The organism is Spirosoma koreense (assembly GCF_054777875.1).
The window spans coordinates 355,725-370,226 of record NZ_BAAHAC010000005.1; the positions used below are offsets into that span (position 1 = coordinate 355,725).

General features: G+C 54.1%; 10 protein-coding genes. 2 read left to right on the forward strand and 8 right to left on the reverse strand.

The features are described 5' to 3' along the window. Positions 1 to 247: 247 nt before the first annotated feature. The 8 genes from ACYVC2_RS07280 to ACYVC2_RS07315 form a co-directional block, all read right to left on the reverse strand. Positions 248 to 1,552, reverse strand: a complete 1,305-nt coding sequence (locus tag ACYVC2_RS07280) for an enolase C-terminal domain-like protein (RefSeq protein WP_461101644.1) — start codon at positions 1,550 to 1,552, stop codon at positions 248 to 250. Positions 1,553 to 1,636: 84 nt separating this feature from the next. Further along, positions 1,637 to 2,767: a mannonate dehydratase gene (locus ACYVC2_RS07285; protein WP_461101645.1), complete on the reverse strand. Its 1,131-nt coding sequence runs from the start codon at positions 2,765 to 2,767 to the stop codon at positions 1,637 to 1,639. 120 nt (positions 2,768 to 2,887) lie between these two features. After that, on the reverse strand, positions 2,888 to 4,333 hold the full coding sequence (locus ACYVC2_RS07290) for a GntP family permease (RefSeq protein WP_461101646.1): 1,446 nt from the start codon (positions 4,331 to 4,333) through the stop codon (positions 2,888 to 2,890). 58 nt (positions 4,334 to 4,391) lie between these two features. Further along, positions 4,392 to 5,165 carry an HpcH/HpaI aldolase family protein gene (locus ACYVC2_RS07295; RefSeq protein WP_461102310.1) on the reverse strand — a complete coding sequence of 258 codons (774 nt, stop codon included), beginning with the start codon at positions 5,163 to 5,165 and terminating at the stop codon, positions 4,392 to 4,394. Between the two features lie 203 nt (positions 5,166 to 5,368). Further along, positions 5,369 to 7,462, reverse strand: a complete 2,094-nt coding sequence (locus tag ACYVC2_RS07300) for a CehA/McbA family metallohydrolase domain-containing protein (RefSeq protein WP_461101647.1) — start codon at positions 7,460 to 7,462, stop codon at positions 5,369 to 5,371. 224 nt (positions 7,463 to 7,686) lie between these two features. Further along, a complete protein-coding gene (locus tag ACYVC2_RS07305; protein ID WP_461101648.1) occupies positions 7,687 to 8,127 on the reverse strand; it encodes a hypothetical protein in 441 nt (146 codons plus the stop codon). A gap of 240 nt (positions 8,128 to 8,367) precedes the next feature. Then, positions 8,368 to 8,928 carry an aminoacyl-tRNA hydrolase gene (gene pth / locus ACYVC2_RS07310; RefSeq protein WP_461101649.1) on the reverse strand — a complete coding sequence of 187 codons (561 nt, stop codon included), beginning with the start codon at positions 8,926 to 8,928 and terminating at the stop codon, positions 8,368 to 8,370. Between the two features lie 110 nt (positions 8,929 to 9,038). Continuing rightward, the gene (locus ACYVC2_RS07315) at positions 9,039 to 10,904 is read right to left on the reverse strand and encodes a T9SS type B sorting domain-containing protein (protein ID WP_461101650.1); all 1,866 of its coding nucleotides are present in this window, start codon (positions 10,902 to 10,904) and stop codon (positions 9,039 to 9,041) included. A 207-nt stretch (positions 10,905 to 11,111) separates the two neighbouring features. Here ACYVC2_RS07315 and pyrR point away from each other — a divergent pair, with 207 nt between their 5' ends. Both pyrR and ACYVC2_RS07325 read left to right on the forward strand, forming a co-directional pair. Next, positions 11,112 to 11,651, forward strand: a complete 540-nt coding sequence (gene pyrR, locus ACYVC2_RS07320; protein WP_461101651.1) for a bifunctional pyr operon transcriptional regulator/uracil phosphoribosyltransferase PyrR — start codon at positions 11,112 to 11,114, stop codon at positions 11,649 to 11,651. Positions 11,652 to 11,943: 292 nt separating this feature from the next. Next, entirely contained in the window at positions 11,944 to 14,454 is a 2,511-nt protein-coding gene (locus ACYVC2_RS07325; protein WP_461101652.1) for a DUF5686 and carboxypeptidase-like regulatory domain-containing protein, read from the forward strand. Positions 14,455 to 14,502: the final 48 nt, after the last annotated feature.

Consider the following 14,502-nt stretch of genomic DNA (forward strand, 5'->3'; position numbering starts at 1 on the left):
ATAAAAATAGCTTTGTGTACTGTTTTTAGAAAAAAGAAATGATAAAGTTTACGTTATTTTTAAAATATAAACTAAAAAATAATTAATACAAGGCGAAAAAAAATTAATGACCATGGATAAATTTTTGTAAATTTTTTAGGTAACTTTTTTGTCTTTACCTGCCGATATAGACGGTGTATGTTTATAATTAAATGATAACTGTAAACCTATAAACGGAACCGATAAATCATCTTTGGCAGATACCTGGTTACCAGCGAACGGATTGAAACGTCCAGCCCGGCTGGACGTTTTGCATCTCCACCTCGTCGTCGCGTTTCGTCAGACCGCACCTTAGATAGTTCTGGTGCAACCGGGCCAGCGCCTGCCGGTCCAGTTCTACGCCTAGGCCCGGTTCCTGAGGAACCAGTACCGTTCCTTCCTCGAACCTGAAACGACCCGCTACAATGATTTCATCCGATTGCCACGGATAGTGTGTATCCAGGGCATAGGGCACCCCCGGTAAGGCCGCACCCAGGTGGACCATGGCGGCCAGCGAAATTCCCAGATGGCTGTTGGAGTGCATCGACAAACCGCGCCCGAAGGTCTGGCAGATTCCCGACAGGGTCATCGACGCGTGCAAGCCGCCCCAGAAGTGGTGATCGCTCAGGATGATGTCTTCCGAACCGAGCGCAATGCTACCAGGAATATCGTCGAAGGAAGTGGTGCACATGTTCGTAGCCAGTGGGGTCTTCAGCGCTTTCCGGACCGTGGCCATGTTTGCCTGGCCGCGGGTTGGATCTTCCAGATATTCCAGAATCGGCTCCATCTGCCTGCCGTATTTTATCGCCGTTTCTACAGTCCAGAGCGCATTCGGATCGATGCGCAGGGGTACGTCGGGGCCGAAGGCTTCCCGTAGCGCAAACATGGCCGCCACTTCCTGCTGTGGCTCGAAAACGCCCCCCTTCAGCTTGATCGACTGAAAGCCGAACTCGGTGCACATAGCTTTAGCCTGCGCAACAATCTCAGCCGGATTCAGGGCGCTGGTCTGCCGGACCGCTGGCCAGCCCGTAGCGGTCGGGTCGGTCCTTAACCCCAGTTCGCCCCCCGCGCCTTCGTATTTATAGAATAGATAGGCCGAAAACGGTACCCGATCCCGCAGTTTACCACCCAGCAAATCCACAACCGGCCGCCCCGTGACCTTACCGATAATGTCGAGACAGGCGACTTCTATAGCGCTGAAAATGTGAACCAGTTTTCGCTGATCCCAGGGCGTTTCCCCACGTTCGGCTGCACTTTCCGTACCGAATCGGTTCCGCAGCACCTGCCTGATTTCATTGAGCTGAAATACGTCTTGGCCGATGAGCAGTTTGCGGGCTTCGCCCAGGGCCGCGTCGATGGCTTCATTCCCCGGAATTTCGCTAATACCGGAGATATTGTCGTCGGTGACCAGTTCGACAATGGTGCGTAGGGCATAGGGAGCGTGCAAACCAGCCGCATTCAATAGGGGCGGGTCGACAATAGCAATGGGGGTGATATGAATTTGCTGGATACGGGGACCGGTTTTGTAAGGCATAGTCAGAATTTTTTTGGCAGAACAAACAGGATCGAGCGAATGAACAAGCCTAAAAAATTCCGTTCATCCGCTCAGGAAAAATTATCAGGATGCTTCGTCAGTGACGGTCTGGAGCAAGCCTTTGATGTAGCCGTAGCAAAAGGCGAAGGCCTGCAGGTCGCTGCCCGCGTCGGCATGGTGCGGCACGTGATCGGGCATAACCATGCCCGAATAGCCCACGTCGCGCAGGGCCCGGACGACGTGCAGGAAATTCATATCGCCGTTGTCGGGGTATACTTCCTGAAAGTTATTCCAGCCTCCTTTGATGTTGCGCAGATGCACGTTGAAAATCTGGTTGCGTTCGCCTACCCATTTGATGATCGGCAGGATGTCGTTTTTCGGATCTTTCAACCCCTCCGCAATCGATCCGATGCAGAAATTGAAGCCGTGATATTCGCTGTCGTACAGTTTAGCAAACCGCTGAATACCTTTGAACACGTCTGGACTGTTCCAGCGCGTGATGCCCCGGTAACCAGCGGGCGTCGGTGGGTCGGCGATGTGGTTAGCCAGCCTGACTTTGTACTCTCTGGCAACTGGCAGAATGCGGTCGAGGAGGTAGGTGATGCGCTCGAACAGTTGCTCGATGGATACGTCGCCAGCAATGGTTTTGGGTGCGTTCTGTCTGACGGCCTCCTCGTAATTCCAGGTGCTGTAGATGGCATTTCCCCGTTTCGGATCGATCGTGGTGCCGGTCCGCAGCACGGGCAGAATGGTCGTGTTGTAGTTCAGTACTTTAATGCCCGTTTTTCCGGCCACCTGGATCATCTGCTGAAGGATTTCGATTTCCCGGTCGCGCTCGGGGCTTTTGCCCAGCATGATATGCGGATAGTCGGCTTTGTCGATGCCCGACGAGGCCAGTGGAAAATGATAAGCGTCCAGGCTAATGCCGTATTGCTCGCAGGCTTCCCGTTTTCGCATCGAGTCGTCCAGATCCCAGCCTTTCCCCGGAATCGTTTTTGGCGCGCCCCCGTCGATGTTGTAAACGCCATGCCTGGCTTTGAACTCCAGGTTTTCCCGGCTTGTGCCACCCAATTGACAGCCGACTTTCATCAGCACTTTTTTGGGCAGCGTGGGCCTGCCGACGGGCTCGTGATGGGCGAGTGCCTGCTCCGCTTCGAAGGCAGCAACCCCAACAGACCCCGCTGTCAGGACTCGAATAAAGCGTTTACGTTTCATTGTCGTAGGGTTTAGGATTGAATATCATTATACCAATCATGACAGCTGCGAGCGATGGGCTGGCTCACCCTTGGTTCGGTTGACGGGCTGTCGTCGACGGTTTATTCCTGTCTGTGCGTGCTATACCAGCGGAAAGAGCTGTGCACCAATGAGAATAATGACCAGGCCGGCCAGCCCCATTACCACCAGCAGGGGCGAAATGGTTTTCAGCGCTTCCTGTTCGGTTAAATTGCTGAGCTTGCAGATGATCCAGAAACCGGCATCGTTCATCCAGGGAACGAGCTTGGAGCCGCATCCGATGGCCAGCCCCAGGTACAGCGGATGAAACGCCAGATTAGCACTGCTGGCCATGCCCGACAGAATACCCGATGCCGTGATGAGGGCGACGGTAGCTGAGCCCTGCGCAGTTCGGACAACGGCGGCAATGAAAAATGCCATCGGAATCAGCGCCATCTGGTAGTCTTTGGTCATCTCGGCAATGCGGGCACTGATGCCGGTTTGCTGCAGCATACCGCCGAAGGCCCCGCCCGCTGCCGTGATCAGAATGATACCCCCTCCGCTCATCAGCGCGGCCTGCACGAAAGCGGTCAAGCCTTCTTTACTGTCTTTCCTGTGCCGGGCCAGAATGAGCAAAGCCACTATGCCGCCGGTAACGATGGCGATATTTTTATCCCCGAAAAACTTTATTAGACTCAGCAGCTTTCCCAGAAACGGCGACGACGTAAGCGGGGTGCCCGCCGTAGATAGGGCCGAAAGGGCGGTGTCGGCGCAGATAAACACCAGCGGAATCAGTACGGGTAACAGCGACACGCCCAAAGAAGGCAGGTGAGCCGTTTCTTTGGCGGCAATGGCTTTGATGTCTTCGAGCCGGGCATCGAGCGAATCGCGGAGAGGAATGGGCCATTTTCGGTTGGCCCATAAGGCAAAAAAGTAGCCCGCCGTAATGGTAAACAAACCGACGATCGTGCCCCCCACCATCATCAGCCCGATCGGAATGTGCATTTCGCCGACCAGAAACAGAGGCCCCGGCGCGGGCGGCACCAGCGAATTGGCCATGGCCGCGCCCGCCATGATGCAAAGCACCAGCAGAAGGTAGTTTTTTCCGATGCGGATGGTCATGGCTTTGGCCAGCGGCATCATCAGAAACAGGACCGTATCGAAAAAGACGGGAATACCCAGAAAAAAACTGCTGACCAGGAAGGCAACGGGCGCTTTTTCAATCCCCGTCAGCCGCAGCATGGAGCGGATAATACGCTCGGCAGCCCCGCTCTCCAGCATGCACTTACCGATAATGGCGGCCATAGCGATCAGAATCCCGATTTTGCTACAGGTGCTGCCAAACTCCGTCGCGATGCGTTCGCCGATGCTTTTTTTGGTGAGAGCCAGGGCTGCGGCTGGTGCCGTTCCTTTCGAAAGCGCGAATTGTTCGATGGCTGACGCAGGGGTTAGCAGCGCCACGATGAACGCGCCGAGCAGCAGGGCCAGAAAAGGGTGAAGCTTCAGCCCGATGATGCCGCCCACGACGATGATCATGCCAACGGCCAGGATGAAAAGAGGATCTGTCATTCCCGAAAAGGTTAGGTGGGGTTAGGAAGTAGGTCGGCTAAGTTTCTGTCAACTATACCTATTTGTTAACGGCCCGGAAGCTATCCAGCTTTTTCGCCAGGTTGCGGGCACCGTCGGCCACGAACGTCGCGTCGGCCCCGCAGGCAATCAGCCGAATACCCAGGTCATGATAGGTCTGGTAGTCATCGGGGTTGAAGAATAGGATTCCCGTCGCTTTTCCGGCTTTCTGAGCCGCATTGACGGTTTCTTTCAGGGCTTCCCTGAAACGCGGATGATCGAACTGCCCGAAAATCCCCAGTTCCATCGATAGGTCGGCCGGACCGATGAACAGTACGTCGACACCATCCATCGTCGCTACTGCGTCCAGATGATTCAGCACCTCGACGGTTTCGATCTGTACGACGCCTAAAATCGTATCGCGGGCGTCCTCATAATATTCATTGAAGTGCTGTGCGAACCCCGTTGCCCGAACCATTTTGGCTACCCCCCGGCTGCCGTGGGGCGGGTAGTGAAGGCCGCTGACAACCTTCTGCGCATCGGCCGGACTCGTGATTTTAGGAACCATGATCCCTTCGGCGCCCATATCCAGGACCCGGTGAATACGCTGGCTTTCGGCACTCTCGACGCGCACGATAACCCCCGCAGTGGTGTGTTCCAGCGCCTGCAACTGATACAGCGCATCTTTCTCCGAACCGGCGCCATGTTCAAGATCGATAAGTACCCAGTCGAAGCCGGCCTGCCCCACAATTTCGGCGGTCAGCGCACTGCCCAGGTTGAGCCAGCAACCGTTGAGGGTTTCACCCTGCCTGAGTCGTCTTTTTAGATTTTTCATGCAGGCAAAAGGCAGACAAACCGATACTTTACTTTTTAGCCCACCCGCCACGAACAACCTGGGGCCGTGCCGCCTAACAGACTGCGGCCCAGTAGCTTGTTCGATAGTGAGTTCCGCGTCGATATACATCGGCCGGTGCAGGGGGTTGTGCCACAGCCGGGTTGGTTACGAGCACAAAGACATTGCCAGCACATTCGGGGCGATTACTGATGTGGTGAGTGAGCAAGCCACACCTGCTGCGTAAAAGCCCCGTTGACGGCGGCATCCCAGAACTCAATCCGTACCCAGGTTCTGTTTTTAAGCGTTGTCGTAAACGTAAACGCCTGCTGGCCGAAGGGTAGGCTATGAGTCAGGTCGATGTGTTCGCGGAAGACCTGCTTTCCGTCTCCGGATATGATCTCTGCGAAAGTCAGCGGAAACGTCCAGTTTGCGGTTAAGGCGATGGTGGTTTTACCATCGACCGGGAGCGTAACGGTTTCGCCGGGGCCTTTGCCATTTACCGTAAAACTGGGCAGCATAATTTCGCCCGTGGTCACGAAGAATTTACCCTGACGCATTACGTCCAGAATCGGTTGCCAGCTCTGGCTGAAATCCGGGAGCTTGTCGAGTTGTAAATAGTTTACGTTGAGGTGAGCATAGGTTTCGTTCGCGGGCTCCATAGAAAAGATATCGGATTCGGCGATGACGTGTTTTTTCAGGCCCCAGTTAGCCATATCGTCCATCAGATCCAGTACCCGCCGACTCAACCGCGGCTCCGACAGATCGGCCGGAATGTTCTTCCAGGCGGCTCCGAAAAAATGGTCGGATTTATAAAAGGCTTCGTCTTTATACTGATCCGGAAACCCCGTTGAGCCTTTCGTGCGGGCGTGGGCAGTCCAGGCCAGACCATTTTCGACTTCCAGCAATTTCAGCATGTCGTTTTTATCGGCAATGCGGTAAACCTTTCCGTAGTTCGGATCGTCCGTGACAAAGGGCATCTCGGGTTTGCGGGACATGATCCAGTACACCGGCTTCGGGAAGAAATCGAGCCAGTGCCCACCGAAGAAGTTATTCGGCTCTTCGCCGGGCAGCAGCAGGAAATCGGCGTCCGACAACCGCTTGCATTCACTGAATAAGGTCTTCAGTTCCAGCAGTCGCTGATCATCCGGCCCTTTCGGATGACCCGGACCGTGGAATTCGGCCAGATGCACGATATTGACGCCTGAGTTTTTAAAGACCGTGACAAAATTAGGCACCTTCGGAACCGGCTTGCCAGCCAGCACCGTATTCATCACATGTTCATTGTGAAAGTGACTGGACATGGTTTTGTAGCCCGGTAAAACCGGGTATTTATCGTCATGCGTAAACCGCTTCACCTCGGCGAGGGCTTTCTCGGGCGTGTCCGCACTCAGCAGAAAGAAGAAATTCAGGCGCTGCCGGGTTTTAGGGGGGGCGTTGACCCAGGGTACCCAACGGCGGTCGCCCATCAGATCCTGCCGGATACCAATCCCAAAAGCGGGTACCAGACTTCGGTATCCGGCACCGTACCAGGTAAAATCCAGGTTATAAGCTTCGTCCAGCGGGTAAAAATATTGATGCGGTGCAGGAAATACCGCTACGCTGCCTGCCGCGCTGGTCCCGATGATGGTGCGGTATTTGACCGCCTGGGCTTTGTTAGGCTGGGTCAGCCTCGCCGGAGTGCGTTGCATCTGGTTCGCCGTGTCCGACCAGGCGATGGTTTGCCAGATGGGTTGCCTCGTTACCAGACCTGCATCGTAGAGAATAGCGGTCGAGTCGGCTTCGGTCGCCATGACAGCCGCGACATTGACCAGCGGGCTGCCGTTGTATACCGTAATTTCGAGATCGCCCTGGAACGTAGCGGCCTTTACCTGCGAAAGCCGAACAACGGTCCGGCTGCCAACGGTCGTGACGCTAGCCGCCCGTTTGGTCAGTTCAACGGCGTAGGATTTATGCGGAAGCTTATTTGTTTTATCGAAAAAGATGTTCCAGCCATTCTGTGAGATTAGATCCCGCTTGCCAATGGTCAGCACAAAAGCCGGGTCCAGCGCTTTCGCAATTTCTTTCAGCCGGCCCTGCTGCGATACCTGAAGACTAGTGAAGAGCGGTTTTCCGGGGTCAAGATCAAGAATCAGCTTCCCTGTTTCTTTGCCATTCGTGGGCCAGCTAACCGCCAGGCTATTGCCCTGACTAGAGACACTAACCCCGTTTTTTTTCTGAAAGCCGGACAGATTAACCGGTACCTGCGCATAAGTTAGTGCGCTAAGAACCGAGAACAGTAGCAGCAGGGTTTGTTTCATACACCTTCTTCGTTATGATGTTTATAAGAAGAAGGCAACCGTAATCTAACTTCCGGAGAGTTGTGAGTACCGCGATAGGCGAATTCGATACCCCTATAAAAAAGATAAGGTTCCCTGATCGAAGCAGAGAACCCTATACTGACTATTCCTAAACCCTTAACCTTTTCTACATGAAAAACTAACTTTTACTCCTTTCTGTTCCACATACCGACTGATTTCGGTATTTATTGAACGTCAGCCGCTTGGCTGATGGACTGATCGGCATTCCAGAGGAAATTGATCATTCGGGCTGTGTGATCAGCCTGGTTCGTCCAGCGGATGGCTTCAGCATTTTTCTGCTTTGCCAGTATATTGGTGACCTGAGTGGTGGCTTCGTTGAACTTGGCTCGGTCGGCGGGGCTAAGCGATAGCACCGCGGCCGGGTGTTGGTTGTACAACGAGACAACGCTCATAAAGTTTTGCCAGTTGGTAGTCTGCGCAAACTTATTAATGTTTTGTCCGACATAGGAAGCAAACTGCTTCTGCGAATCATTAACAAGCATAGCACTTGCCGGCTTGGTGGCTGCCGGGCTATCATCAGTGTTGGTGGTGGTAGCCGCGTTTGCCTGAGTTGTCGCTAATCCTAATCCAAGAATCACCGACGCAAAGATAACACGCGATTTCATTGTTTTGTTCTATTTTTGTTTCAGTTAGAGAACGCACAAAGGTCTATAGAAAGTTTAATAATGCAAAGCGTCCTTTATACTGGTGCAAAATTTTGTTCCGAATAAACTGCTGTTCAAAAGGCTTTTTTGCGATAAAGAAGTAATGAAATTGTGTAAAACAGAATATTGTTCCGTATTGTACGTTTCTAAGACATAGAAAATATTCTTTTTCCAAGTTGAAATATTCTTTAAAAAGTTATATCATTGGTTGTAATTGTTCATGGCTGTTTGTATGCCCATAGTACAAAAAGCCAGGATGGCGTCGCCTGCGCGATCCAAATAAGCCGGTAACTGGATCAGTTCATCCTCTGGAAACTGCCCGAGAACAAAGTCGACCTGACGGCCTCTGGCGAAATTATTGCCGATGCCCACCCGTAATCGTGCGTATTCCTGCGTGTTGAGCAACTCGTCGATGTTGCGTAGTCCGTTATGTCCGCCTGGCGATCCTTTGGGTTTCAGACGCAGTTTGCCAAAGGGCAAATCCTTATCGTCGGTCACCACAAGTATATTTTCCAGCGGGATGTGTTCCTGCTTCATGTAATATACCAGCGCCTTACCACTGAGATTCATATACGTGGTCGGCTTGACAAAAAACAGCTGCTTGCCCTTGTGTTGCCACTTAGCCGTATAAGCCAGGCGCGTCATGGTAAAATCGAACCCATGCTGAGCCGCCATCCGATCGAGGACCATAAAACCGGCATTATGACGGGTAAGCGCGTATTCAGGTCCGATATTGCCCAGACCAACGATCAAAAATTTCATAAATTATTCGGTTATGGGCGTTGGGGCTGGGGCATAGGGGGTATGCCACGGTTTCTGATGACGAATAACAGAACCGTAGTACGGTCCACTCTATGCCCCAGCCCCAACGCCTAGTTTACTAAAGCGACGGAGTCGTGGTAGCTGGCTTTCGTACCATCGGCAAACTGGCAGTCCAGGTGGTAACCATAGACCCCCGCCGAAGCTGGTAGTCCGCTAATCTGACCGTCCCAGACAGGTTCGCCGTTGAAAAGCTCAAAATTAGCACGATTATACAGAATTGCGCCCCAGCGGTCGTAAACGGTGAACTGCAGAACGGTCAGCGACGGACCGGCAAAATGAACCGTGAAGACATCGTTGATCCGATCGGCGTTGGGCGAAAAGGCCGTAGGAAAATGAACCCGGTTAACGCAGTCAGGCGAAACCGTTACTGCCTGCCTGACTGTGCAGTGGTTCGTATCTTTGCTGACAAGGGTATAGTCGCCCGCTCTAAGTCGAAAAAAGGTAGGGCTGCGCTGAAACGTTTGCCCGTCGAGCGAGAACGTGAGCGCATCCGGGAAACTATTCTGGATAATCTGGATGGTCCCGTTCTGTTGCCCACACTGTTCGGCCGTTGTCTGCACCGTCACGGGGGTGAGCCCAACGCTGGGCGCTACATGGATGGTCTGGCTGACGGTACATCCGTCGCGATCCTGGGCAATGACCGTGTAGGTGCCCGCTGCCAGTTTGCCAAAGGTAGCGTCTGGCTGAAAGGTCTGGTTGTCGAGGCTGTACAGAACAGGGTTGCTACCACCGGTTGTCGCAAAAGTCACTTCGCCATTGGCCTCTCCACACGTGGTAGGGGAGCCGCTTGCACTGACCAGCGTGATGGCGCTGGTGATGGGTAAATCAACGGCGTAGTTCGTCTCGCAGCCGTTGGCATCACGGGCCCGAAACGTATAGGTACCGCCGGGTAGTTTGCCGAACGTCGGACTGCGCTGAAAGGTATGGCCATTATCCATCGAATAGGTTAGGGGAGCCTGCCCTCCGCTGGTAACGACCGTTATTTCGCCGTTGGCGGCTCCGCAGTGGGGCGGGGTCTGTTTTAACTCAGTAATCTGTGGACCCGGCCCGGCCTTTACCGTAACGGCCTGCTCAGAACGACACCCGGTCGCGTTGGTGGCCGTTATGGTATAGTTGCCCGCATTGAGCCCGGAGAACACGGGCATCAGCTGAAAATCGACGCCGTTCAGGCTGTATCGCCAGTCGGTAGAGCTCATGGGCGTAAGCGTAATCGTTCCCCTGGTCTGTCCGCAGCCCGGATTGGTAACCGATGCCGTGAAAAAGGCATCGAGGACTTCAAGCGTGATCGGAACCGCCGGGCTTTCCGTATTGTAGAGCGTCTGAGTAAGGTAATAGGTCGTAGTCTGCGTAATAGCCGGACTAAAGGTATTGCCCCTGGCTACCGGGCTGGTCCGGCTCGGCGAGGTATACCACTGAATGTTTTTGCCCGTCACGACGGCCTCGATCGGGCTGCCTTTGCAGAACCTGGAAGCGGAGGTAAGCCCAACCTGGTACAGTTCGACCGTTCCGCGCTCGGGCTGCGTACAACCACTGTTGTTGATTGTTTCGAAGGTACCTTTCAGGCTGGCACCGGCTGGGTCATACGTCAGATTGACCTTCCAGAAGCAAACACCCGATCCGACCGGGTTGCCGCTTGCATCGGCCTCGCTGAAGCTAAGCTGGCTGGACATGATCTGGCCCGATAGGAAAGCAGAGCTACCAAAGGGTTGGTTCGGTTTCGAGGTTTGCGATGTGCCGCTTACCGATGTTCCGTTCTGGGTTAGGGTCAAGGTGTAATTATACGCTATCTGGCCTGGGCCATCCAGGTATACGACGCCCAGCCAGTCTCCCGCTACGTTCTGTGCCGAAGAAACCAGGCTGATCAGCCAAAGCAGGCCAGCCATCGCCGAAATCCTGATCGTAGAGGTTATGATCATCACTGGGTGGTTTTCAGGTTGAAATTATTGAAAACTATAAGTTTATCAAAGCCGGCGCAGACTGGTGCCCTGCGCCGACGGCTGTTGGTCAGCAAGGAAGGTCGGTACTAACGACGATCCTGATTTCTATAAAATTCCGCCGTTTATTCGACCATCTTAAACCGTTGCGCTGATCGCTCGGCTTATTTTTACGCTTATTTTTACCCCATGAATCAACAACGCCTGATTTTATCCAGCCCTTTACTCGAAATTGTTGTGAGCCGCCTGACGCAGCAGCTGATCGAAAATTACCAGGATTTTGCCGATACCGTGATTCTGGGGATGCAGCCACGGGGCATTTATTTCGCTGAACGGGTAAGTCGTGAATTGAGCCGTGCGCTGGGCCACGACGTGCCGCTGGGTTATCTGGATGCCACCTTTTACCGCGACGATTTCCGTCGGCGCGATACGCCCCTGCGCCCCAACACCACCCACGTGCCTTTCATCATCGAAAACCGGCGGGTAATTCTCATCGACGATGTGCTGGCAACGGGGCGAATGGTGCGGGCCGCTCTCGACGCCATGACGGCTTTTGGCCGACCCCGAAAAGTGGAATTACTGGTGTTGATCGACCGGCGCTACAACCGCGATCTGCCCATCAAACCCGATTATACGGGCATGCGGGTCAACACCCTGGAGTCGCAGCAGGTACTGGTTGAATGGACCGAGCAGGGGGCCGATGCCGACCGGATCTGGCTGGTTGGCTAATTCACTGGAATAAGTAGAATTAATCAGGACATGGCTTAATGGGAAATACTCAAAAAGGTATTAATTTTGAAGATGCCTCACAAGTAACGATAAGCAGACAGCTCGTGCCTGAGTTTTAATTAGTAAGTACCCGTTTGTTGCACTTTAGCTGTTGAGGTTCTTTGTAATTCTTGTAGTTGCATTTTCCGTACTGTATAACCTAACACTAAAGACCGAACATCGCTTGAAGGTACCGCTACGTCCACATCCTTTATTTCGTGTTCTTGTTGTTCTGCTGATTGGCGTTGTGTCAATGGCCCAGGCCCAAACGGTTTATAAAGTAACGGGGCTGGTTACCGACGCGCATACCGGCGAACCCATTCCGTTTGCCAGTGTTGCGCTGGTCGGGCGTCGGGTCGGGGTCGTTACCGACGAGCAGGGTCGGTATACCCTCGTGGCCAAAATCCTCTCCGACTCGCTGGCCGTCAGTTCGCTGGGGTACAAAACGCTTCGGCGGGCTATCGACCCGGAACGGACAACCCAGGCGGTCGATTTTAAGCTCGTATCGTCTGGAACGGCCCTGCAGGAAGTAACCGTAAAAGCCGGCGAAAATCCAGCCTGGCGGGTGCTGCGGCAACTGCGAAAGAACCGATCGATCAACGACCGCAAACGGCTGTCGGCTTATGAGTACGACAGTTACGTGAAAACCGATATTGCGCTGAGCCATGTGTCGGATCGGATGCGCAAAAATCCGCTGATTCGCCGGATCAACGAAGCTATGAGCCAGCACGATTCGATTGTCGACGACGACGGACATCGGCTCCTGCCGCTACTGGCTTCCGAATCTGTATCCCGCTATTATTTCCGAACGAATCCCGAACGCAAGCGCGAGGATATCCGCAAAACCCGCATCAGAGGTGTAGCGGTCGACGATGCAGGCCTGAGCTCGCAGCTACTGGGCGGAACGAACCTGGTCAATCAGAATTTCTACGACAACTACATTCCGATTCTGGGTAAGGATTTTGCTTCGCCCGTGGGCGATAACTGGCGCAACTGGTACGAGTTTTACCTGGCCGACACGACCCAGATCGGCGATCACGTCTGTTACGAAATTCAGTTCGATCCCAAACGCAAAGAAGATCTCGTTTTTACGGGAAAAGCCTGGGTCGACACCACGACCTTTGCGCTGTGCATGATCGAAACCCGCATCGGCGATGATGCCAACCTGAACTACGTTCGTGGGCTGACCATCGAGCAGGAGCTGGAAACGACCGTCGATTCAACCGCCGGGTCGGCCGCTTCGGCCGGCTGGCTGCCCGTAAGTATTCGGCTGACGGCGAATCTGACGGGCGTAGGAAAACAGTCGCTCGGATTACGCGCGCAGGTAACCTTGCGTAACAGCAATATCGTTGTGAACCGGCCACGGCCTGCGCTGTTCTATGAGCAACCCATCGAGCCCAGCGATACGGTGGCTACGCCCAACGATGCCTACTGGCAGAGCGTTCAGCGAAACCTGGCCGGGCCTGATTCGCTCAGCAAAGACGACGTGAAAACCCGTGAAATCATCGCCAAGCTGCGGGCTGTACCGGCGGTGAAAATGGCGGAGGCCGTCGGACAGGTGGCCATTACGGGGTTCTACAAACTGGGGGGCGTCGATCTGGGACCTTATCCGTACCTGTTTGCTATCAACAGCATCGAAGGCCTGCGGACCCGCATCGGCTTCCGGACGAACGAGCAATTCAGCCGCAACTGGGTCTTACGGGGATATCTGGCCTACGGCACTCTGGACAAGCGGTTTAAATACGGGGCCGAAATCGACTATCTGTTTTCGCGGCAGCACTGGACCGTAGCGGGCATGCGGCTGGCCAATGATCTGGAACGGCTGGGTCTGACGCCTGAGCTGATCGGCGGAAACCGGATGTTTTACGCCCTGAGCCGCTTCGGGCGGTATCGGGGTGGTTACCAAAGTTATCAGAAAGAACTTTTCTTCAAGACCGAACCCGTGAAGGGGGTTTTGATTACGGCTATGCTGGGCAGCCGGACGTTCGATCCGCTGTTTCCGTATCAATACCGCGAGAAGCCTGAACTGGGCGATCAGTCGCCGTTGAAATCCGACATCTACGACGCCTACTGGGCGATTGAAGCACGGCTGGCCCGTAAGGAGAAGTACATCATGGATGGTAATGAGCGGATTACGCTGGGCACCAAAAAAGCGCCGGTGCTGACGATTCGGTATACGGTGGGGGAAAAATCGCTGGGCAGCGATTACAACTACCAGCGCCTGACTCTGCGGGCGCAGCAAACGTTCCGGCTGGGCCCACTGGGCCGGACAACCTATCTGCTGTCGGCGGGTTATACGCCATCGACCCTACCCGCACCGCTGCTATTTCCGCACATCGGTAATCCGACGCCCCTGTTGACGACCAACACCTTCAACCGCATGCAGTTCTACGAGTTTGTCAGCGACAAATTTATGGCGATTCATCTGCAGCACCGGTTCGAGGGATTGCTCTTTAACCGACTGCCGGGTATCCGTAAGCTGAACTGGCGACTGATTGCCAACGTCGATGCGCTTTGGGGAACCCAATCGAAGGCGAACCAGTCACTAGACTCACCCAGAGCCATGCCCAACGGAACGCGCTCCATTCATTTCGGAACGCTCGACCCCAGCATCCCGTACATGGAAGTCGGTTATGGTATCGACAATATCTTCAAGCTGATCCGGATTCAGGCGATCCACCGGCTAAACTATCTCGACGACGGTCCAAACGGGATTCCGATCGATTCCTTCGCGCTGAAAGCGTCGGCAACGATCAGCTTCTAGCCCCGTAGCCATACGAACGGTTTAACTTTCTGCCGCTAACCAGTGTTG